This window comes from Chitinophaga horti, from assembly GCF_022867795.2.
Classification (GTDB): Bacteria; Bacteroidota; Bacteroidia; order Chitinophagales; family Chitinophagaceae; genus Chitinophaga; species Chitinophaga horti.
Window position 1 is genome coordinate 3,836,124 of record NZ_CP107006.1, and the last position, 20,880, is coordinate 3,857,003.

The 20,880-nt window shown below is 50.0% G+C and carries 21 protein-coding genes and 2 pseudogenes; 15 read left to right on the forward strand and 8 right to left on the reverse strand.

What is annotated here, in order from left to right:
* Positions 1–145: 145 nt before the first annotated feature.
* The 5 genes from lon to MKQ68_RS15430 all read right to left on the reverse strand — a co-directional run bounded on the left by lon (position 146) and on the right by MKQ68_RS15430 (position 5,836).
* Positions 146–2,128, reverse strand: coding sequence for an endopeptidase La (lon, locus tag MKQ68_RS15410; RefSeq protein ID WP_349773824.1), 1,983 nt, complete (start codon positions 2,126–2,128; stop codon positions 146–148).
* A gap of 1 nt (position 2,129) precedes the next feature.
* Positions 2,130–2,558, reverse strand: a complete 429-nt coding sequence (locus tag MKQ68_RS15415) for an LON peptidase substrate-binding domain-containing protein (protein WP_264279900.1) — start codon at positions 2,556–2,558, stop codon at positions 2,130–2,132.
* Positions 2,559–2,762: 204 nt separating this feature from the next.
* Positions 2,763–3,368, reverse strand: a complete 606-nt coding sequence (locus MKQ68_RS15420) for a porin family protein (protein ID WP_244839695.1) — start codon at positions 3,366–3,368, stop codon at positions 2,763–2,765.
* Between the two features lie 151 nt (positions 3,369–3,519).
* The gene (locus tag MKQ68_RS15425) at positions 3,520–4,434 is read right to left on the reverse strand and encodes a hypothetical protein (RefSeq protein ID WP_244839696.1); all 915 of its coding nucleotides are present in this window, start codon (positions 4,432–4,434) and stop codon (positions 3,520–3,522) included.
* A gap of 133 nt (positions 4,435–4,567) precedes the next feature.
* Positions 4,568–5,836, reverse strand: a complete 1,269-nt coding sequence (locus MKQ68_RS15430) for a metallophosphoesterase (protein WP_264279901.1) — start codon at positions 5,834–5,836, stop codon at positions 4,568–4,570.
* A 315-nt stretch (positions 5,837–6,151) separates the two neighbouring features.
* Between MKQ68_RS15430 and MKQ68_RS15435 the strand changes: the two genes are divergently transcribed.
* The 9 genes and pseudogenes from MKQ68_RS15435 (at position 6,152) to MKQ68_RS15475 (ending at position 13,354) form a co-directional block, all read left to right on the forward strand.
* Positions 6,152–6,973 (forward strand): ParA family protein, encoded by an 822-nt coding sequence (locus MKQ68_RS15435; protein ID WP_264279902.1) that lies wholly within the window; start codon positions 6,152–6,154, stop codon positions 6,971–6,973.
* The gene (locus MKQ68_RS15440) at positions 6,957–7,874 is read left to right on the forward strand and encodes a ParB/RepB/Spo0J family partition protein (RefSeq protein WP_244839703.1); all 918 of its coding nucleotides are present in this window, start codon (positions 6,957–6,959) and stop codon (positions 7,872–7,874) included. The genes MKQ68_RS15435 and MKQ68_RS15440 overlap by 17 nt, the downstream gene beginning before the upstream one ends.
* Before the next feature lie 19 nt (positions 7,875–7,893).
* Positions 7,894–8,652 (forward strand): DUF5683 domain-containing protein, encoded by a 759-nt coding sequence (locus tag MKQ68_RS15445; protein ID WP_264279903.1) that lies wholly within the window; start codon positions 7,894–7,896, stop codon positions 8,650–8,652.
* A gap of 44 nt (positions 8,653–8,696) precedes the next feature.
* Entirely contained in the window at positions 8,697–9,413 is a 717-nt protein-coding gene (dapB, locus tag MKQ68_RS15450; RefSeq protein WP_244839705.1) for a 4-hydroxy-tetrahydrodipicolinate reductase, read from the forward strand.
* Between the two features lie 63 nt (positions 9,414–9,476).
* Complete coding sequence (locus tag MKQ68_RS15455) at positions 9,477–9,893, forward strand: RrF2 family transcriptional regulator (protein WP_264279904.1); 417 nt, start codon at positions 9,477–9,479, stop codon at positions 9,891–9,893.
* A 521-nt stretch (positions 9,894–10,414) separates the two neighbouring features.
* On the forward strand, positions 10,415–11,149 hold the full coding sequence (locus tag MKQ68_RS15460) for a phosphoadenylyl-sulfate reductase (RefSeq protein WP_264279905.1): 735 nt from the start codon (positions 10,415–10,417) through the stop codon (positions 11,147–11,149).
* Between the two features lie 28 nt (positions 11,150–11,177).
* Positions 11,178–11,573 (forward strand): annotated as a pseudogene (locus tag MKQ68_RS15465) (phosphoadenosine phosphosulfate reductase domain-containing protein); the annotation flags it as partial.
* Positions 11,574–11,637: 64 nt separating this feature from the next.
* Positions 11,638–12,084 (forward strand): annotated as a pseudogene (cysD, locus tag MKQ68_RS15470) (sulfate adenylyltransferase subunit CysD); the annotation flags it as partial.
* Between the two features lie 22 nt (positions 12,085–12,106).
* Complete coding sequence (locus MKQ68_RS15475; protein ID WP_264279906.1) at positions 12,107–13,354, forward strand: sulfate adenylyltransferase subunit 1; 1,248 nt, start codon at positions 12,107–12,109, stop codon at positions 13,352–13,354.
* Positions 13,355–13,413: 59 nt separating this feature from the next.
* Here MKQ68_RS15475 and MKQ68_RS15480 read toward each other — a convergent pair whose 3' ends face one another.
* Complete coding sequence (locus tag MKQ68_RS15480) at positions 13,414–14,358, reverse strand: NAD-dependent epimerase/dehydratase family protein (RefSeq protein WP_264279907.1); 945 nt, start codon at positions 14,356–14,358, stop codon at positions 13,414–13,416.
* A gap of 190 nt (positions 14,359–14,548) precedes the next feature.
* On the opposite strand from MKQ68_RS15480, the gene kdsA reads away from it, so the two are divergent.
* From kdsA to MKQ68_RS15505, 5 genes are all read left to right on the forward strand, one after another.
* Complete coding sequence (kdsA, locus tag MKQ68_RS15485) at positions 14,549–15,364, forward strand: 3-deoxy-8-phosphooctulonate synthase (protein WP_244839714.1); 816 nt, start codon at positions 14,549–14,551, stop codon at positions 15,362–15,364.
* Between the two features lie 270 nt (positions 15,365–15,634).
* Positions 15,635–16,162 (forward strand): hypothetical protein, encoded by a 528-nt coding sequence (locus tag MKQ68_RS15490; protein WP_264279908.1) that lies wholly within the window; start codon positions 15,635–15,637, stop codon positions 16,160–16,162.
* Positions 16,163–16,165: 3 nt separating this feature from the next.
* Positions 16,166–16,513, forward strand: a complete 348-nt coding sequence (locus MKQ68_RS15495) for a hypothetical protein (RefSeq protein WP_244839724.1) — start codon at positions 16,166–16,168, stop codon at positions 16,511–16,513.
* 2 nt (positions 16,514–16,515) lie between these two features.
* Positions 16,516–16,743: a hypothetical protein gene (locus tag MKQ68_RS15500; protein WP_244839726.1), complete on the forward strand. Its 228-nt coding sequence runs from the start codon at positions 16,516–16,518 to the stop codon at positions 16,741–16,743.
* Positions 16,744–16,780: 37 nt separating this feature from the next.
* Positions 16,781–17,167: a hypothetical protein gene (locus MKQ68_RS15505; protein ID WP_244839728.1), complete on the forward strand. Its 387-nt coding sequence runs from the start codon at positions 16,781–16,783 to the stop codon at positions 17,165–17,167.
* Between the two features lie 249 nt (positions 17,168–17,416).
* On the opposite strand, the gene MKQ68_RS15510 is transcribed toward MKQ68_RS15505, so the two are convergent.
* Entirely contained in the window at positions 17,417–17,638 is a 222-nt protein-coding gene (locus MKQ68_RS15510; protein WP_264279909.1) for a PspC domain-containing protein, read from the reverse strand.
* 250 nt (positions 17,639–17,888) lie between these two features.
* Between MKQ68_RS15510 and MKQ68_RS15515 the strand changes: the two genes are divergently transcribed.
* On the forward strand, positions 17,889–20,159 hold the full coding sequence (locus MKQ68_RS15515) for an aconitate hydratase (RefSeq protein WP_264279910.1): 2,271 nt from the start codon (positions 17,889–17,891) through the stop codon (positions 20,157–20,159).
* A gap of 65 nt (positions 20,160–20,224) precedes the next feature.
* On the opposite strand, the gene MKQ68_RS15520 is transcribed toward MKQ68_RS15515, so the two are convergent.
* On the reverse strand, positions 20,225–20,683 hold the full coding sequence (locus tag MKQ68_RS15520; protein WP_264279911.1) for a hypothetical protein: 459 nt from the start codon (positions 20,681–20,683) through the stop codon (positions 20,225–20,227).
* Positions 20,684–20,880 lie beyond the last annotated feature (197 nt).

Genomic DNA, 20,880 nt, shown 5'->3' on the forward strand with positions numbered 1-20,880 from the left:
CAACGCCGCACACCAGCACCGCCCCCCAAAAACAGCAAAAGCCGTCCTTCCGGACGGCCCTGCATAAACCCTTAAAACAATCAACATAAGTCACTTATAAAGTAACGTACGTGCAAACACTGCCACGACTGGCTGCAAATGCGTTTTACTTCTTTAATAACGCAGTTTCCAGCACTTGGTTCATTTGTCTCACGTAATGAAACTTCAAACCTTTAATATAGTCGGGATTGATTTCTCTGATATCTTTCTCGTTCTGCCAGCACAGAATCACTTCCTTTATACCGGCACGTTTGGCCGCCAGTATCTTTTCTTTGATACCGCCCACCGGCAACACCTGTCCGCGAAGGGTAATTTCGCCGGTCATCGCCAGGTAAGGTTTTACCTTCCGGCCGGTGTATGCAGACGCCAGTGCGGTCAGCATCGTAATGCCTGCACTCGGACCGTCTTTCGGCACGGCGCCCTCCGGCACGTGAACGTGTACGCTTTTGGTAGAGAACTTCTTGCTATCGATCTTATAATCTTCCGCGTTTGCCTGCAAGTAAGTAAGCGCAGTAGCGGCAGATTCCTTCATCACATTACCCAGGTTGCCCGTCAGTTTCAGGTCGCCCTTACCCTCGCTCAAACTGGTTTCTATGAACAGTATGTCGCCACCTACGTAAGTCCAGGCCAGGCCAACCGCCACGCCAGGGGGATTACCCACCTTGTATATTTCGTTACTGTAGCGGTTCTTACCTAATATCTTCTCGATCTTTTCTTCGTTCATCGCGTCCGGCACTTCCTCTTCCAGCGCTACATCTTTAGCCAGCGAACGCATGATGGCGGCAAACTGCCTGTCCAGCTCACGCACCCCGCTTTCACGGGTGTAGTCCTGTATGATCTTAGAGATGATCGCATTGCTGAACTTCGTTTTCAACGTAGCCAAACCATGCGCCTCTTTCTGCTTCGGAATGAGGTGACGTTTCGCGATCTCCACTTTCTCTTCTACCGAGTACCCGCTCAGGTCAATGATCTCCAGCCTGTCGCGCAGCGCCGGGTGAATGGCGGCGATGTTGTTCGCAGTAGCGATGAACAATACTTTGCTCAGGTCGTACTCTGTTTCGAGGTAGTTATCGTAAAAGCTGCTGTTCTGCTCCGGGTCCAGTACTTCCAGCAAAGCGGAACTGGGATCACCGCGGTGGTCGCTGCCGATCTTATCGATCTCGTCGAGGATCATTACCGGGTTAGAGGATTTGATCTTACGGATCGACTGAACGATGCGGCCAGGCATAGCGCCGATATAAGTTTTACGGTGGCCACGGATCTCGCTTTCGTCGTGCAGGCCACCCAGGCTCAAACGTACATATTTACGCCCGATAGCGCTGGCAATGGAGCGACCGAGAGAGGTTTTACCAATACCGGGAGGGCCTACGAAACACAGGATTGGTGACTTCATGTCGCCTTTCAGTTTCAATACGGCCAGGTATTCGAGAATACGTTCTTTGATGCGGTCCATACCATAATGGTCGGCATCCAGTATCTTTTTCGCCTTTTTCAGGTCGTAGCTGTCGTTGGTATATTCCTGCCAGGGCAGGTCCAGCAGCAGGTCGAGGTGATTGTATACAACGGAGTAGTCGGGCGTGGTGGCATGCATCCTTTCCAGCTTTTCTATTCCTTTGTTAAACAGTTCCTTCGCTGCTTCCGTCCACTTCTTGGTTTCGGCTTTACGCTTCATTTCCTTCACCTCGCGGTCGTTGCTGTCGCCGCCCAATTCCTCCTTGATAGACTTCAGCTGCTGCTGCAAAAAGTAGTCGCGCTGTTGTTTATCCAGGTCGGCCTTGGTTTTGGTGGTAATCTTGTTCTTCAGTTCCGCCAGCTGCAATTCGATCTGCAACAATTTCAGCAACAGCTCTGCACGCGTGCGCACGCTGCTGATTTCCAGCAACTGCTGCTTTTCTTTCAACTCGCTGTTCAGGTTGGAGGAAACGAAGTGGATCAGGAAAGAAGTGTTTTCGATGTTCTTCAGGATCATCGATGCCTCGGAAGGCAGGTTGGGCGACAGCTCGATAATCTGTCCGGCCATGTCTTTGATCGAAGATATATAAGCGCTGAACTCCTGATCTTCCTCATCGGTTACCTCGTCGTGCAGCAGGTCATATTTTTATTTTGAAGTACGGATCGGTGGAAACCATCTCCTTCAACGCAAAACGTTTGCGACCCTGGATGATGATGGTGGTGCCGCCGTCCGGCATTTTAATCAGCTTCACAATTTTAGCCACAGTACCTACCCTGTACAGGTCTGCTTCCTCCGGTTCTTCTACATTACTGTCTTTTTGTGCAATAACGCCTATCATTTTGTCAGCCTTGTAAGCATCATGTACGGCTTTGATAGACTTATCGCGGCCAACGGTGATAGGAATAACCACGCCCGGGAACAATACGGTATTCCGGAGTGGCAGCAGGATCAGTTCTTGGGGTATCTTATCGTCGTCTGTATTTTCACTGTCTTCATTTAAGGGAATAATGGGCATAAATTCCATATCCTCTTCCGTATTCCCTAAATAGAATTTTTGTATTTCCATATTTGTTAGCTGAAAGGACATTCTGTCAGTATCACCTGCTTAACTGCCCTTCTGTTTTAGATATAGCCTATTAGTCAACTTTGATGCCAAGGTAAGGAAAGCCTTTTAATCAAAAAAGGAGAAAAACAGGTTCAGGCTAATTTGCCTGTGTCCTGATTTCCTCCTTAGCTGATTCCCTTAACGGGGATTATGAATTGATAATGTTTATAATGTAACGCCGACACCGAGCTGGATGGACTGGTTTTTCCAGTTATCCTGATCCGCCAATTTGCCTCTAACATCGGTGAAGCCAACGATGTAACGTGCGCTGATGTTAACGATTGGCAGCTGTATCCATAAACCTGCCACGCCAGACACGTCGCCACCGTTAAAGGCATCGTCCACACCCTCAAACACGTTCTTGTCACTTACGAGTGCACTGAACTGGGGCCCGAGCTGTAATTTGATACGATTAGTACCGAGCGGAATGTTTGCCAGGATAGGCACGCTCAGGTAGTTCATTTTGATCTTCTTGTCATTCGCGTCGTTCAGGTTATCGAGCTGGTAGATCTCGCTGAAGTCGGAAGTAGTTTTTACCGTGGCGGAGGAGAATACCAATTCACCCTGTACACCAAAACCTTTGTGGAAGTTTACCTGTGCGAAACCGCCGATGTGATAACCCAGGTTAAAGCCGCTTTTATAGCCTTCCCCGTCGATCTTACCCAGGTTAGCGCCTGCCTTCAAACCAAAGTGAAGCAACCCGCTCTGGGCTTTAACGCTGGCAATTGTCATAAAGGTGAGCACCACCAGCGATAGCATGTGTTTTTTCATAGTGTGTGATGATTAAATTACTATTATTTAAAGCAATGTGTTACCGTTACTGTAACGGACGTATCAATGGTACCGTTACCCCTATTTAACTGTCAATAAATTAATTTATTGCAGCTATGTTAAAGATGTGTTACAAAATGTATGCTAAAAATCAGAAGGTATAGTTTAGCGAGGCGGTGAAGTAACCGAACAAACTCCTGTCATCGCCCTTCAGTGGCTTAAATACGATGTACGAAGGGGCTACGGTAAATTGCTTATAGATGTAAGATACGCGAAGCGAGAGGTCGAGCGCGCGGGGTTCAAAATTGGTATCAAGAATAGTTTCTTCTTCGCCACGTAAACGATTAGCAAATCTTTTCAGGCTTTTACTGCGGGTGAGGTATTGCCCGGCCTTGAGATTACTATAATAATTAGCCGTACCCGATGTTAACGCAAACACCGGCACGACCAGCAATGCATCATGCTCGCCGGTAAGTTCGGGAAACACGAAGGTATGCCGCACATCCACCATCACGTTGAAATCACTGCCGGATATAGTGCGATTGAAAAACCGGTTGACCTTCATCGTTCGTTCGCCCCAGCCGTAATCAAATATCAGCCCCGGCTCCAGCCACCACTTGCGGTAGATGAAGTAGGCAAATAACTCGTTACGTATAGGCGTAAACGGCATATCGCTTGAATCAGCATAAATGTAACGGGTGTAATTAATGCCGGCCATGAAATCGCGCTTCTTCGTATAGTCATACCCTACCGACAGGTCTGTTTCGAAGAAAGGCTTTTGAGTGGCGTTGAACATATAGTAGGTAGATACGCTGGCGAAGGCACCACTTTTATGATAGTAGGCTAATGTGGGCGAAAGAAAAGGCTTAAGTACGATGGGCCTGTCAACCTCCACCCTTTTACCACCGTAAGCCGGGTTGTTGCCATAACTCAGCGAAAGCACGAACTCACTCTTTTCCTGTGCATTCAACAACGAGTCCAGCTGCCGTTGTATTTCGGCCAGGCCCTGACCGGAAACGCGGAAACCGGACAACAATAACACCAGGAGGAGGAAGCGATATGGCATTACTACTGATTAGACCTGCAATATAGCGGATTAGAGGCAGATTTCCCGGATGACTGCGCCCCGCCGGGGAAAGAAACAGCCGCCGAAGTGAGTGACACAACGGCGGCTGAATAAAGCGTTAAGGCTGATTACATTAAGCCAGATCTATCACTGTAATCTCCGGCAATATCCCTACCCTGCCCGGGTAACCTAAAAACCCGAAGCCCCTGTTTACATAAAGTTTTTGCTTGCCCTGGGTGTACAGTCCGGCCCACTGCTTATAGAAGTACTGCGACGGGCTCCACTTAAACTTGGCGATCTCCACGCCGAACTGCATGCCGTGGGTGTGACCTGCCAGCATCAGGTCTACGTCCGGGTACTCGGTGCGCACCTGGGCATCCCAATGGCTGGGGTCGTGGGACATTAATATCTTAAAGGGAATGTTTTCCGTACCGGCATGTGCCTTTTTCATGTCGCCGAAGCGGGGGAAACGGGCGTTGGCGCTCCAGTTCTCGATGCCCAGCAGGGCGATTTGCTGACCGTTGCGCTCTAATACCGCATGCTCGTTCATCATCAGCTTCCAGCCCATGTCGGCGTGCGTATTCTTGAGTTGCTTCAGGTTATCCTCCTTCATGCGGCTGTAATGATCGCCGTCGAAATCGGGCCAGGGGTAGTAGTCACCGTAGTCGTGGTTGCCGAGTACGGAGTATACACCCATCGGTGCGCCCAGGCGGCTGAACACATCTTTATAAGTCTCCATCTCTATGGCGCGGTCATTTACCAGGTCGCCGGTAAACAGGATCAGGTCGGGCTTCTGGGCCATGATCATATCAATGCCCTTTTGCACCGCCGCTTTGTCCTGGAAGCTGCCCGAGTGAATGTCCGATATCTGCACGATGCGCATCCCCTTAAACGCCGAAGGCAGGTTTGCGAAACTGAGTTTCAGTCTCCTTACATGATAATTATACTTATTTGAGAACCCGTACATGAGCGTGGCTACCAGTCCGCCCCCGAGTACCAGGCCCGTTTTCATAAGAAACTGCGAGCGCGTAATGCCGTTCTTAAACCCTTCGGCCCCGATGTTTTCTTCCTTAGCGCCCCGGAACATACCCGCCACCCACATAATGAGCCGTCGGATGTCGTCGATGAGCAGGAACACCACGACGATCACTTTGGCCAGGACGAGGGCGATCAGTACCGTACGGATATACGTCAGCAGTACAGAATTACCATCTGCCGGGATATAGCGATAACCGGCGGCCAGCAGCAGCGCGGTGCCGGATACGATCCAGTAGACCAGGTTGGCTATAAAACGGGTACGGGGTTTTGCGGCAGAGAAGGCGGTACGTATTGCAAAAAATACATACACATCTATCGCCAGCATGAACAGTAACATAAAAAGGTAACCTGATCCGGATCGCATTATTATATATTATATGGATTTGAAGCGCAAAGGTAAAGCGTACTAGTATGAAGACGAACGCCCTCCGCCAAAATTGTACATGGTGGAAAAATATTTGGGCATTGAAAATGAAATACTTACCCAATTTAGCCGTTCAATATTGGCCGAATTTTAACAAATATGGCGGCCCGGGCGCATTTTCCTCTGTGAATAAATAAATGGAAAGGCGGCCCCTATATACGGGGTAATCGTTGTAATTTTGCCCGATTGAGTATGTTAAAAGACGACAATTCGTATAATTTATCCTATTTTAACCTTTGAATTGAGACTTAAACAATGGCAAGAACAATCGCAATCGCCAATCAGAAGGGTGGCGTAGGTAAAACAACCTCCGCTATTAACCTGGCCAGTAGCCTGGCGGTATTGGAGTATAAAACGTTACTGGTGGATGCGGACCCGCAGGCCAACAGTACTACCGGTCTGGGCTTCGACCTGCGTAACATTACGCAGAGCCTGTACGACTGTATGGTAAACGACGTAGCCGCCCGGGACGTGATCCTGGAGTCGGACACGCCGAACCTGAAAGTGTTGCCTTCGCACATCGACCTCGTGGGTGCGGAGCTGGAGCTGATCAACCATCCGAACAGGGAAAAGGTGATGAAACAGATCATCGATCCTGTGAAGGATGACTATGACTTTGTGATCGTAGACTGTTCTCCTTCCCTGGGCCTGATTACCGTAAACGCCCTGGTGGCGTCCGACTCGGTGATTATTCCCGTACAGTGCGAGTTCTTTGCACTGGAAGGTTTGGGCAAACTCTTAAATACCATCAAGATCGTGCAGAGCAGGCTGAATACCGAACTGGAAATTGAGGGCATCCTCATGACCATGTACGATGGCCGTTTGCGCCTGAGCAACCAGGTGGTAGACGAGGTGAAACAACACTTCGAAGAGAGCGTATTCAACACCATCATTCACCGTAACACCAAACTGGGCGAGGCGCCAAGCTTCGGCAAGTCGGTAATTATGTACGATGCGGCCAGCACCGGGGCGATCAACTACCTCAACCTGGCCAAAGAGATCCTGCAGAAACATAATTTTACTAAAATAAAATCAGAGGATAAGATCCTGGCTATTAACGATGACCAATCCGAATAAGAAAGAGGCGTTGGGTAAAGGTATCCGTTCGCTGTTGCAGAACATCGATACGGACCTGAAACAAACTACCAGTGCATTGGGAGAACAGGTGGTCGCACAGGCTACCGGCATTGAGCGCATTCCGCTTGACCAGATCGAGGTGAACCCTAAACAACCCCGCCGCGATTTCGACGAGCAGGCGTTACAGGAGCTAAGCCACTCCATCAAGCTGCATGACATCATTCAACCGATCACGGTATCGAAAGTAGGTAAGAAATACCAGCTCATTTCCGGCGAGCGCCGTATGCGTGCGAGCAAAATGGCCGGTTTGAAAGATATACCCGCTTACATCCGCCAGGTAAACGACCAGGAACTGCTGGAACTTGCCCTGCTGGAGAACCTCCAACGCGAAAATCTGAACGCGATTGAAGTAGCCCTCAGCTACAAACGCCTGATGGAAGAGTGTACGCTCACCCAGGAAGAAGTAGCCGACCGCATGGGAAAAGAACGCAGCACCGTTACCAACTACCTGCGCCTGCTGAAACTGCCGCCAGACATCCAGGTAGCGGTCCGCAGCGGTAAAATAAGCATGGGCCACGCCCGCGCCCTTATCGGTGTAGAAAATGTAGAGAAACAACTGTTCATCTTCGGCGAAGTGATGAAAGACGGCTTGTCCGTACGCCAGACCGAAGAACTCGTGCGTAAAGTATCCTACATCGAGAAAGGCAACGTAAAAAAACCAGCTAAGAGCACACTCCCGCCGCCTTACCAGAAAATCGAGGACAACCTCGCCTCCCACTTCTCTACCAAAGTGAAGCTTGACAGGAGTAAAACCGGTAAAGGCAGCATCCTCATAGAGTTCTATTCGGACGAAGAACTGGATAGCATCCTCGAGAAAATTGAACTATACGGTGGAAAATAATGCAGGGAAAATAACCCGGTTGTTAAGCTGTTTCCTGTTACTGGTCCTGCTGGTAATGGGGGCAGTCGTGCCGTTGTATGCCCAAACGCCCGATACTACCAGCCCCGCGGTAAGGCAGTATATGCGCGATGTGCGTGCAAAAGCCGTAGCCGACTCCCTCGCTCGTGCCAGACAAGACTCGTTGCAACCGAAAGTCGTTGTGCAGGATACCCTGCCCGCCCGCATCGTGGTGCGCGACACGGCCCGGGCACTGGTTAAAGATTCCATCATCATCGATACCAAACGCGAACACGATCCACGTAAGGCTGCCTTCTACTCCGCCGTGCTGCCCGGTATGGGACAAATTTACAACCGTGAGTACTGGAAGCTGCCACTCGTGTACGGCGCCCTGGGCGTATCCACCGGCGTATTCCTCTGGAACATGGACGGCTACCGCGAGTATCGCGACGCTTACCGCAGGCGTATGGCTAACGCCAACAATCCGAACTTTACGGACAAATACCCTAATCTGCAACCAGACGACCTTAAGTATATCCGCGACAGTTACCGGCAGTACGTCGATTATTCAGTGATCGTATTTATTCTCGCGTATGGTCTTAACATCGTAGATGCAACGGTATTTGCCCACCTTAAACAGTTCGATATTTCCGACGACCTGAGCATGCGCCTTAGTCCGAAGATATTCGACAACCGGGCTTTGGGGCTTTCGCTCAACTTCCAGCTGGGCAAAACCGGGAAGAATAAGCAGCAGAAGTTACTGTTCGTGTTCAGTAAATAATATTTATCCCCTTCATTTCCAATCTTATTACAATTACCAACGCCATGAAAATAGCATTGATCGGATACGGCAAAATGGGCAAAGCCATCGAGGCCATCGCCGTTGCCAAAGGACACGAGATCTCTCACATTATAGATGCCGACAGCCAACACCTGCTGGAAAAAGACAACCTGCAATCTGCCGACGTAGCCATTGAATTTTCTACGCCGGAAACCGCGTTTTCCAACATCCTGAAGTGTTTTGAAGCAGGCGTTCCCGTGGTAAGTGGTACCACAGGCTGGCTGGAGCACCTGCCGGAAGTAACGGCTAAATGCCTCGAAAAGCACCAGGCGTTTTTGTATGCGAGCAACTTCAGCATCGGCGTAAACATCTTTTTCGAACTGAACAAGAAACTGGCAGAACTGATGGGCCCTCATGCCGATTACAACGTGCAGATGGAAGAAATTCACCACACCCAGAAGAAGGATGCGCCCAGCGGTACCGCTATTACGTTGGCGGAGCAGATCCTTGCGGCCAGCCAGGCGAAGAAGTCATGGGTAAACGAAGGCACCCACGACGCCGACAAACTGGGCATCGTGAGCAAACGGATCGACCCGGCCCCAGGGACACACGTCGTGAACTACACCAGCACCATCGACGATATTACGATCATCCACACCGCGCACAGCCGCCAGGGCTTTGCTTCAGGCGCTGTAACAGCGGCCGAGTGGCTGAAAGATAAAAAGGGCGTGTTCTCCATGAAGGACGTACTCAACCTCTAGCTGCCGGTTTTTCCATATATTTGCAATGGTTCCTTTTGGGAATGCAAACAACGCTGTTACATTATGTTATCAAAAAAGACTCAATATGCGTTTCACGCATTGGTTCACCTGGCAGAGAATGTGGATAAAGGTCCCGTACTGATTTCGGAAATAGCTTCTGAGAAAAATATATCGATCAAGTTCCTGGAGAACATTCTCCTGGAGTTGAAGAATGCCGGCATATTGGGCAGTAAAAAAGGTAAAGGTGGTGGTTATTACCTCCTGAAACAGCCAAAAGAGATCGCCATGGCGCGCATCATCCGCCTGCTGGATGGCCCCATTGCCTTGCTCCCCTGCGTGAGCCTCAACTACTACGAGCGCTGCGACAACTGCAAGGACGAAGCCGTTTGCGGCCTCCACGACGTCATGAGCCGTGTGCGTGACGCCAGTCTTAAGATACTGGAAAACAAGACGTTAAAGGATATTATTACCAAATCATAGTATCGGAAGGAGCAGCGAAAGTTGCTCCTTTTTTCTTTTGTTACCAGCGACAACTCCCTGCTCAGCCCCCGTTGTGTCACTCCCTTGTACGGCACCTTCGCTACCCAACTCCCACTCCTGTCGACCTTCTATTGGAGTTTTATTGGACTTACATTGGAGTTACATTGGAGTTACATTGGAGTTACATTGGACTTCCCCTCTGCAAACATCAGATCGTACAGGAAAGGACCGGCCGGTGCAGTGAGTGACACAACGGGGGCTAATGAGGGGATCAATTGCCGGTAACCCTAAAATTGAACATGCCTGAAACATCCTGTTTACAAGCATTTCCGGGGAATACCCCTGTTAAAACCGAAGCCTGGTAAGAGCTATGCCCTTTCGGGGCCCTTTCCGGGCCCTTTCCGTAGTTTTAGGGCAAAATACAACCAACTAATAATCAGCCGATTAACAAAACATCAAAAGTTAGTCTATCTTTTATATAGGTTTTATGTATTTTTGTAATCAAGGTTTAAGGAAGATACATGGAAGAGATCAAGAAGATGCTGGCCCAGACGGACGACATCGCCTCTGGCCTGAGATTGCTGACAGAAGAGTTTCCCGGCAAGGTGGCATTTTCCACCTCGTTCGGACAGGAAGACCAGGTTATTGCGGACATCATCTGGCGTAATAATCTGCCGATACGGGTGTTTACGCTCGATACCGGACGGTTATTCCAGGAAACCTACGACCTCATCGATCTTACCCGCGCCAGGTATAAACAAGAAATAGAGATCTTTTTTCCCGACACTGCCGCTGTAGAGCGTTTGGTGCGCGAAAAAGGGGTAAACAGCTTTTACGACTCTGTGGAGAACCGGAAAGAATGCTGTTATGTGCGCAAAGTGGTGCCCCTGAACCGGGCGCTGGAAGGCGTAAAAGTATGGATTACCGGCCTTCGGGCAGAGCAATCCGACAACCGCCTGGGTATGGAAGCGCTGGAGCTGGACGAGCAACGGCAGCTGTTGAAGTACAATCCGCTTATCGAATGGACCTACAGCGACGTACTCGCCCACCTCGACAAACACAACGTGCCTTATAACAGGCTGCACGATAAAGGTTTTATCAGCATCGGCTGCGCGCCCTGTACCAGGGCGATTGAACCGGGGGAACATCCCCGCGCCGGCAGATGGTGGTGGGAAACTTCCAAGAAAGAATGCGGCCTGCACAGTCACAATACGCAACAAGAGCAGATCATCCAACAACCGGAAGCCTCCAGGTAAGGCCCGGCACGGTAACTAAACTATCGATATGAACAGTATTAAATGGCAATTTCCACGCGCGCTGGAAGATGAAGCGATCTACATCCTGAGAGAAACAGCTGCGCAATTCGAGCGTCCCGCTATTCTTTTTTCCGGAGGTAAAGATTCCATTACCATCGTTCGCCTGGCGCAAAAAGCTTTCTATCCTGGTAAAATACCATTTCCCTTATTACACATCGACACCGGTCATAACTTCCCCGAAACCATCCAGTTCCGCGACTGGCTGGTGAAAGAACTGGGCCTGGAGCTGATCGTACGCAACGTGCAGGACAGCATTGACCAGGGCAAAGTGAAGGAAGAATCCGGCAAATACGCCAGCCGTAACGCCCTGCAAACCGTTACCCTGCTGGACGCCATCGAAGAACTGAAGTTCGACGCCTGCATCGGCGGCGCCCGCCGGGACGAAGAGAAGGCACGCGCCAAAGAACGCATCTTCTCCGTACGCGACGGAGTTCGGCCAATGGAACGCAAAAATCCAGCGCCCCGAGCTGTTCGATATGCTCAATGGCAAGATCAACATCGGCGAAAACGTACGCGTGTTCCCCATCTCCAACTGGACGGAACTGGACGTATGGAACTATATCCGCGAAGAAAAACTCGAAATACCCACCATCTACTTCTCCCACGAACGCGAGATCATCGAGCGTGACGGCATGTACTGGCCTTACTCCCCGTTCCTTAACACCACCGAGGAGGAGAAGCCTTTCGTATCGAAAGTACGCTTCCGTACCGTGGGCGACATGACCTGTACCGCTGCCGTGATGTCTGAGGCCGACCAGCTGGAAGACATCATCGCGGAGATCATGGAAGCCAAGATTTCTGAACGTGGCGCGCGCATCGACGACAAACGGTCGGAAGCCGCCATGGAAAAGCGCAAACAGGCAGGGTATTTTTAATTCATTCTCTTAATTCTGATCAATGGACGTTTTACGTATAACCACCTCCGGTAGTGTAGATGATGGCAAAAGCACCCTTATAGGCCGCCTTTTGTACGATACCAAATCGATTCCCCAGGATAAAATGGAGGCGCTGCATTCGGCCTCCAAACGCAAAGGGCTCGACTTCACCGATCTGTCGCTGCTCACAGACGGCCTCATCGCCGAACGCGAACAGGGCATCACGATCGATGTGGCGCACATCTACTTCTCTACCCCCAACCGCAAATACATTATTGCCGATACACCCGGCCACTTTGAATATACCCGTAACATGGTGACCGGCTCCTCCACCGCACAGGTGTCGCTCATCCTGATCGATGCGCGCAAAGGCATTGTGGACCAGACCTACCGTCACTACTTCATCGCCAACCTGCTCCGCATCAAACACCTCGTGGTGTGCGTGAACAAGATGGACCTTGTAGATTATGCGCAGGAACGTTTTGACGAGATCGTGGAAGATTTTAAGCAGCTGACCGGGCAGGCGGCGTTTAAAGAGCAGGAAGTGAAGTTCATTCCCGCGTCTTCCCTGTATGGCGAAAACGTGGTGACCCGCAGTGAGAAGATCGGCTGGTATGATGGTCCTACGTTACTCGATTACCTCGAGCAACTGGACGTAGCGCACGAAGCCGACAACCTGCCTGCACGCTTCCCCGTGCAGTACGTCATTCGTCCAAAATCGGAAGCCTTCCATGACTTCCGCGGCTTCGCCGGCAAGATCGCCAGCGGCAGCTTTAAAGTGGGCGACCAGGTAGTGTCATTGCCCTCTCAACATAAAAGCACCATCAAAAGCATCGAGAAATTTGAAACACAGCTGAACGAGGCCCACACCGGCGACAGCGTAGTGATCACCCTCGACGACGAAATAGATAGCAGCCGCGGCAACATCCTCGTAAAAGCGAACGAAGAACCCGAGGCCCGCAAAGAAATTACCGCCTACGTTTGCTGGATGGACCAGACCAAACTCGTAGCCGGTAAAACCTACCTGCTGCAACACGGCATCAACCGCGTGAAAGCCAAGGTACAGCTCATCCATCACGTTATCGAAGTAACTACTCACCGCACACAAGACGATGTGCGTGAATTGGGATTAAATGATATCGGCAAGATCACCCTCAAGACGGCCAGTCCCGTTTTTGCGGACACGTATATACAAAATCCGGGCAACGGAGCGTTTATACTGGTAGACGAGTTTTCCAACGCTACGGTAGCCGTTGGGTTTGTGGAATAAGCGTATTCATTTTATCAACTATAAATGCGAAAGGAAGGCGGGGAGCCTTCCTTTTTTTATTACTTCTTCAAATTCTTCAACATATCCACAGTCATCTTTTCCAGGTCGTATTCCGGTTTCCAGCCCCATTGTTCGCGGGCGGCGGAGTCGTCGATGCTCTGCGGCCAGCCGTCGGCGATCTGCTGGCGGTAGTCTGGTTCGTAGCTGATAGTAAAGGACGGAATATGTTTTTTGATCTCCTCGCTGATCTCTTTCGGAGAAAAGCTCATACCGGAGAGGTTGTAAGCGGAACGGATCTTCACCCTGGCAGCATCGGCCTCCATCAGTTCGATGGTAGCACGGATGGCGTCGGGCATGTACATCATCGGCAGATACGTGTCTTCGCGCAGGAAACACTCGTATTTGCCTTCTTCCAGGGCCTCGTGGTAAATTTCCACCGCGTAGTCGGTAGTACCACCGCCTGGTGCAGATTTATAGCTGATCAGGCCCGGGTAACGCAGGCTGCGCACATCGATGCCATAACGGTGATTATAGTATTCGCACCAGCGCTCACCGGCGAACTTGCTAATACCATAGATGGTAGTCGGTTCGATGATCGTATGCTGTTCGGTATCGGCTTTAGGGGAGTTAGGACCAAATACGGCGATGGAACTGGGCCAGTAGATTTTGTCCAGGCCTTCTTCCTTAGCAATGTCCAGCACGTTCAGCAGGCTTTGCATGTTGATGTGCCATGCCAGCAGCGGGTTCTTTTCACCGGTAGCAGATAAGATAGCCGCCAGCAGGTAAATCTGCGTGATGTTGTGACGGATCACCAGCACGTGCAGCATTTCCTTGTTCATCACATCCAGCGATACATAGGGGCCGCTGCCTTTCAGCAACTCGTGTTCTTCCCGCAGGTCGGACGCCACTACGTTCTGGTCGCCATACATTTTGCGCAACGCCAGTGTCAGCTCTACTCCGATCTGCCCGCAGGCGCCGATAACAAGGATCTTATCTTTCTTCATTTTTATAAGTTGATGGGCAAATTTAGTTTGTTGGATGTAATATTAGCCGCTTCCCGAAAATATATAAACTATGTCATCAATTCCATGACAATACGATAACAAATTGTTTTACAGACTCCTCCTTCCGGCTTCTTTTTATCATCACTTTGCCACGCTTTCGCATTAAATCTGAAAACCTTTATTTTGCAGTATGAAAACATTAAAGGCATTACTGAAAGAACAATATAACCCGGATAACTTTTTCCTGATCGCAGGTCCATGTGTGGTAGAAAGCGAAGAACTGCTGAATACCGTGGCAGAAAAAGTATCGGGCATCTGTAAAAGGCTGAACATCCCTTACATCTTTAAAGCTTCTTACCGCAAGGCTAACCGTACGAGCATCCATTCCTTCACCGGCGTGGGTGATGTGGAAGGCCTGGAACTGCTGCAAAAGACTGGTCAGAAATTTAACCTGCCCGTTACCTCCGATATTCACTCTGCTGCCGAAGCTGCCATGGCCGCCGCTTATGTAGATGTGTTACAGATCCCGGCGTTCCTTTGCCGCCAGACCGACATCCTGATCGCTGCCGCCGAAACGGGTAAAGTAGTGAACGTGAAGAAAGGTCAGTTCCTCAGCGGCGAGTCTATGAAATTCGCGGTAGAAAAAGTAAAGGGCGCTGGCAACGAACACGTAATGCTCACCGAAAGAGGTACCACCTTCGGTTACCAGGACCTGGTGGTAGACTACCGCAACATTCCTATCATGAAGCACCACGGCGCCCCCGTGATCATGGACTGTACCCATAGCCTGCAGCAGCCTAACCAGAGCAGCGGCGTAACGGGCGGTAATCCGCAGATGATTGGCACCATTGCCAAGGCGGCTATTGCCACCGGTGCGGACGGACTGTTTATCGAAACCCACCCTGACCCTTCCTGCGCATTGTCTGATGGCGCCAACATGCTGCGCCTCGACCTGCTGGAAGGTTTGCTGGAAGAACTGGTGAGACTGAGACAGGCGGTGAAATAATCTCATCTGAAGGGCCGGCATCGCAGCCGGTCCTTTTTGTATCACTTCGCCCGACTAAATCGTTAAAAAATCACGCGGCAGCAGCAACGGCACCTCCGAATATTACTTTTACGCTAAATAGCCGCCGACACCAACTTATCTGGCTACAAAACCCGCAGCCATCTGTTATCTTTACTGTAACATACCAATTGTTCAACCCGTTTTATGAATATGCAGCCTAAGACCTTTTTCCCCCTAATATTGACAGGCGTTCTGTTATGCCTGACCATTATGTTCAGCCAATGCACTAAAGAAGCGGTGCAGGAGCAGAAACTGTTTGGTACCCGTTTATCAATCTCGCCTGCGTCGGATACGGTGAAGACGGGCGACACACTTTGGCTGGAAATGATTGTTCCCGCACACTTTTATGATAACGTTTTTAAGCACCAGGTAGCGCTGACCGATACCACTAACCTCGCGTTCTCCATTGGCTTTCATCATGTAACGCACAAGGCGCCTCACACCGACACTTACCTGCAGTTTGCAGACCCGCTGGGCAACGACATGAACCCGGAGAAGCAAGAGATGACTTACCGGCCGATGAAGCTGAAACGTTATCCCGGCCACTATCTCCTGAAGTTCGGCGTTGTGCCCATCGTGGCAGGTGCTTATGCCATCGACTGGGGCAGGTCAGGTTCCGTATATCCAAAGGCGGGGCCCTTCCAGGTATTTGAGATAGCCCTCTTAAACACCGACCTGCACGAAAAGCTCGCTACTGGTCCTACCGAAACGAAACGATACTACTTTTACGCCCGATAACTTATGCAACCCAGATCCCTCAGCACCCTCTTACTGATCGCGCTGTACGTGATCACCAGTGCTGCTACATGCGAGGACACGAGTATGCGCAACGTTGCGTTCGAAGCAGCGGTGCAACTGACGCCCGGGAATGATACTATGCGTGCAGGCGATACCCTTTGGGTGGACATGGCACTGCCGCAAACATTCTACGATGCGGCCTATAAACGCACCATTCGCCTCCCCGATTCGATGCACATCGAGCTAGGTTTTGAAGTAGGTTTGATGAATAATCCGGATGAACATATCGCGTTGACCGTTGATACGGTCGGCCACAGTCTGTACCCGGCCCGGGGCGGTTTCCCTATTTAGCGTTGAGGCAGTATACCACCGGCTACCGGCCGAACTACGGCATTGCGCCCCTGAAGCGCGATCTGTATTACCTTAAGTTCGATCATTACGGAGACCTGTTCCCGGAATACAAGGAGCGGTTTGGCCTCTACCGTATTCATATTGCAAATGCCGACCGGCACGTCGATATGCACGAAAATAAAGACGGGCGTGGCTACTACGACAGGTACTACTTCTTCTATGCGGAATAAAATTTGTATATTCAGTATGCACTAAACCTTTTCCGTTATGATCCATATATCAGAATGTAAAGCAGGAGACAGCGTACTGGTAAATTTTGAAGGGCAGCTCACAGAAGGGACGATACTCGAAGTTAACCATGACGATAAACAAGTGTGCGTACTTACTTTTGGACAACAGGAGTTCTGGTACCCGGTAGACGAGATTTTCCCGATCACGTTGAACGAGGCCCAGCTGGTACGTTTGAAATTCCACGAGGAAGACCCCGAAAACGGCAGCCAGGTGTATGTACGTGGCCCGTTTAAAGTGGAATTACATCCGCAAGACCGCCTCGCCCTCGTGTACCGCGACGAGCGTCGTGAAATACAGGGGCCCATTACCGTGCACCAGTTGCAGAACCACTACGAGGACATGACTAAAGTGCATTTGGAGTAGTTTTTCCTTTTTAAGGCAGATAGGAAAGCCTGTCCGGTGTGGACAGGCTTTTTTTTATATCTTGGTGGCATAAATCATTAACCCAATGCTCACACCTTCTTCCTCCCTGTTCCTTGTTACCGTTATTTTATTAAACATAGCCCTGATTCTCGGTGCCATCTGGCTGCTGAAGCGAATTTTTTCCAGGAGTAAAAAAGTTTGAGGGGCAGGCACACGACTGCCACACTGCGGGTTGGGGTCCATTGCAGGTTACAGGTAACGCAGGGGATTACGACGGGCGTTAGCGATGTAGTTTTTCATGTTCACCCAAAAGGCGAGAATCATGTAAACGATCACCGGCGAGCCAATGGTCAGAAAGCTGGTGTAGATGAAAAACAGGCGTATCCGGGAAGTGGCTACCCCTATTTTCGCCCCTATGGCTGAACAAACGCCAAAGGCCTGCCATTCCATAAAGTCTTTTAAACGGTTCATATATCAAATTTATCCTAATTATTTCTGAAAACAAAATACTGCGCGCGCGTGTTTATACATTTTATGACGGTCGGATATATGGTCGAATCATCGTATCTGTTGCTCAATCATTAACTTATTAGATTATTTTAACCATTTATACCCATTCAGGGGACTGAACAGAACAATGGAACGTCATTTTCCTTGTAAAAAACACTCAATTTGCGTACCTTCGCGGTGCATTTATAACCGCTTTTAAATAATTTTTTCCATGGTGTTTGATATTGACATGATTAAAAAATTGTATGCGGCTCTCCCGGGTAAGGTGGAAGCTACCCGTAAGATGCTTGGCAGACCGCTTACATTGGCTGAGAAGATCCTATACGCTCACCTTTATGCGCCCGCTACCAGTGCGTACGAAAGGGGAAAGTCTTATGTCGAATTTGCACCAGATCGCGTAGCGATGCAAGACGCTACCGCCCAGATGGCTCTTCTGCAATTTATGACCTGTGGCCGCGCTTCTGTGGCAGTACCGTCTACCGTACACTGTGATCACCTGATCCAGGCGAAAACAGGCGCTGTAGCCGATCTGGCGACCGCGAACGAAACAAACAAAGAAGTTTACGAGTTCCTGTCCTCTATTTCTAATAAATACGGTATCGGCTTCTGGAAACCAGGCGCTGGTATCATTCACCAGGTGGTACTGGAAAACTACGCCTTCCCTGGCGGTATGATGATCGGTACCGACTCACACACGCCTAACGCAGGTGGTTTGGGCATGGTGGCTATCGGTGTTGGCGGTGCTGACGCGGTAGACGTAATGGCAGGCCTCCCATGGGAGCTGAAAATGCCAAAACTGATTGGTGTTCACCTGAAAGGTAAAATGAGTGGCTGGACTTCCGCCAAAGACGTAATCCTGCAGGTAGCAGGCCTGCTGACCGTAAAAGGTGGCACCGGCGCTATCGTGGAATACTTTGGTGAAGGTGCAGACAGCATGAGCGCCACCGGTAAAGCGACCGTTTGTAACATGGGTGCCGAAATCGGTGCTACTTGTTCTCTCTTCGCTTACGATGAGAAAATGAGCGCTTACCTGAAAACCACCAGCCGCGAAGAAGTGGCTACCCTGGCAGACGGTGTACGCGAGCACCTGCGTCCGGACGAAGGCGTTTACGCAGATCCTTCCAAGTTCTACGATCAGCTGATCGAGATCGACCTGGATACCCTGGAGCCTTTCGTAAATGGTCCGTTCACGCCGGATCTGGCTTGGCCTATCTCTAAATTCGCTCAGGCAGTTAAAGAAAACAACTGGCCAGAGAAACTGGAAGTAGCCCTCATCGGTTCCTGCACCAACTCTTCTTACGAAGATATCAGCCGTTCCGCTTCACTGGCGCAACAGGCTATCGATAAAAAGCTGGACGTTAAATCCGAGTTCACGATCACTCCAGGTTCTGAACTGGTACGTTTCACGATCGAGAGAGACGGATTGCTCAATACCTTCGACCAGATCGGCGGTGTTGTACTGGCTAACGCCTGTGGTCCCTGTATCGGTCAGTGGGCACGTCACATCGACGATCCTACCCGTAAAAACTCGATCATCACCTCCTTTAACAGGAACTTCGCGAAACGTAACGACGGCCTGGCATCTACCCACGCATTCGTTGCATCTCCCGAAATCGTAACGGCGCTGGCGATTGCAGGCGACCTTACCTTTAACCCGCTGACAGACACCCTCACCAACAAAAATGGCGAGCAGGTGAAACTGGACGAGCCTAAAGGTTACGAACTGCCTCCTAAAGGTTTTGAGGTGGAAGATGCCGGTTACCAGGCGCCTGCCGAAGATGGTAGCGGTGTTCAGGTTATCGTATCCCCTTCTTCTGACCGCCTGCAGCTGCTGGAAGCGTTCAAAGCATGGGAAGGTACTGATCTGAAAGGCCTGAAACTGCTGATCAAAGCAAAAGGTAAATGTACTACTGACCACATCTCTATGGCAGGTCCATGGTTGAAATACCGCGGTCACCTGGACAATATCTCCAATAACATGCTGATCGGCGCGATCAACTACTTTAACGATAAAACAGACACCGTTAAAAACCAGGTAACTGGCGAATACGGTACTGTTCCTGGCACACAGCGTGTGTACAAAGCACAGGGCATCGGTTCTATCGTAGTAGGCGACGAAAACTACGGTGAAGGTTCTTCCCGCGAGCACGCGGCTATGGAGCCACGCCACCTGGGTGTTCGTGCGATCCTGGTGAAATCTTTCGCCCGTATCCACGAAACCAACCTGAAAAAACAGGGTATGCTGGCGTTGACTTTCAACGATAAAGAGGATTATGAAAAAGTACAGGAAGACGATAGCATCGACATTGTTGGACTGAACACTTTCACTCCCGGCAAGTCACTCACTGTGGTGCTGAACCACAAAGATGGCAGCAAAGACGAAATCACCGTTAACCATACTTACAATGAACAACAAATCCAGTGGTTCATTGCAGGTGGTGCGCTGAACGTGATCAGGGCTGAATTTGCAAAAAAGCAATAGTCTGGTCGCCATAAGAATTGAAAGCCCCGGCAATCGCCGGGGCTTTTTTATTTGGGCTCAGGTCTTTAAAGCGTTACCTGTACCACATTACCACCGCCGTTATAATACTGCACGTTGGAATGTGTTACGCCGGTGGTATTACCCGGAGACAATGTGCTGGTAGCCGCGTTGGTACCAACAAAGAAGTAACCGTTTACCGTTTGCAAAGGCGTTACCTTCACATCATAAAAACCATCGGAAAACGTCCACTGATCGCTGGGATTATAAAAGCCGGCAGGCATCACGTAAGTGAACGGAACACCAGGGGTACCGTTTACGGGCGTAAATGTCACTGTAAAGTCGATAGTAGTGGTGTTAAGACCATACGTAGAAGCGGTACCAAAAATGAGCGCTTTAACGCCTTCACGCGTGAGGATAGCGGGTACGGTACGGGTACCGGCTGCTGTGGTAGTCTTCGCATTCACATAAGATGCGGGCACTGCCAGCAATGCTGACAAGGAAAACAAAATGGCTAACTTTTTCATAGTTTCAAATAAAAATTAAAGGGTAATTGGATCATATTAACAATGCCCCGCGCGCCAGGACACAATTAAACACACGATTCACCGGCTGGCTGTTCACCGGCTGTTTTATTTATTCTCGATCTTAAAAGGATGTTATCTGTTTAATAGACTCGGGCAAACAACAACTCCATATTTCTTTAAGGGAAGATCAGTATTAC

Bases quoted from the DNA above. Each gene is read 5' to 3' on its own strand.
- MKQ68_RS15415 (WP_264279900.1), bottom strand. From the start codon at position 2,558: ATGGAAATACAAAAATTCTATTTAGGGAATACGGAAGAGGATATGGAA.
- MKQ68_RS15420 (WP_244839695.1), bottom strand. From the start codon at position 3,368: ATGAAAAAACACATGCTATCGCTGGTGGTGCTCACCTTTATGACAATT.
- MKQ68_RS15425 (WP_244839696.1), bottom strand. From the start codon at position 4,434: ATGCCATATCGCTTCCTCCTCCTGGTGTTATTGTTGTCCGGTTTCCGC.
- MKQ68_RS15430 (WP_264279901.1), bottom strand. From the start codon at position 5,836: ATGCGATCCGGATCAGGTTACCTTTTTATGTTACTGTTCATGCTGGCG.
- MKQ68_RS15435 (WP_264279902.1), top strand. From the start codon at position 6,152: ATGGCAAGAACAATCGCAATCGCCAATCAGAAGGGTGGCGTAGGTAAA.
- MKQ68_RS15440 (WP_244839703.1), top strand. From the start codon at position 6,957: ATGACCAATCCGAATAAGAAAGAGGCGTTGGGTAAAGGTATCCGTTCG.
- dapB (WP_244839705.1), top strand. From the start codon at position 8,697: ATGAAAATAGCATTGATCGGATACGGCAAAATGGGCAAAGCCATCGAG.
- MKQ68_RS15455 (WP_264279904.1), top strand. From the start codon at position 9,477: ATGTTATCAAAAAAGACTCAATATGCGTTTCACGCATTGGTTCACCTG.
- MKQ68_RS15460 (WP_264279905.1), top strand. From the start codon at position 10,415: ATGGAAGAGATCAAGAAGATGCTGGCCCAGACGGACGACATCGCCTCT.
- MKQ68_RS15475 (WP_264279906.1), top strand. From the start codon at position 12,107: ATGGACGTTTTACGTATAACCACCTCCGGTAGTGTAGATGATGGCAAA.
- MKQ68_RS15480 (WP_264279907.1), bottom strand. From the start codon at position 14,358: ATGAAGAAAGATAAGATCCTTGTTATCGGCGCCTGCGGGCAGATCGGA.
- kdsA (WP_244839714.1), top strand. From the start codon at position 14,549: ATGAAAACATTAAAGGCATTACTGAAAGAACAATATAACCCGGATAAC.
- MKQ68_RS15490 (WP_264279908.1), top strand. From the start codon at position 15,635: ATGTTCAGCCAATGCACTAAAGAAGCGGTGCAGGAGCAGAAACTGTTT.
- MKQ68_RS15495 (WP_244839724.1), top strand. From the start codon at position 16,166: ATGCAACCCAGATCCCTCAGCACCCTCTTACTGATCGCGCTGTACGTG.
- MKQ68_RS15505 (WP_244839728.1), top strand. From the start codon at position 16,781: ATGATCCATATATCAGAATGTAAAGCAGGAGACAGCGTACTGGTAAAT.
- MKQ68_RS15510 (WP_264279909.1), bottom strand. From the start codon at position 17,638: ATGAACCGTTTAAAAGACTTTATGGAATGGCAGGCCTTTGGCGTTTGT.
- MKQ68_RS15515 (WP_264279910.1), top strand. From the start codon at position 17,889: ATGGTGTTTGATATTGACATGATTAAAAAATTGTATGCGGCTCTCCCG.
- MKQ68_RS15520 (WP_264279911.1), bottom strand. From the start codon at position 20,683: ATGAAAAAGTTAGCCATTTTGTTTTCCTTGTCAGCATTGCTGGCAGTG.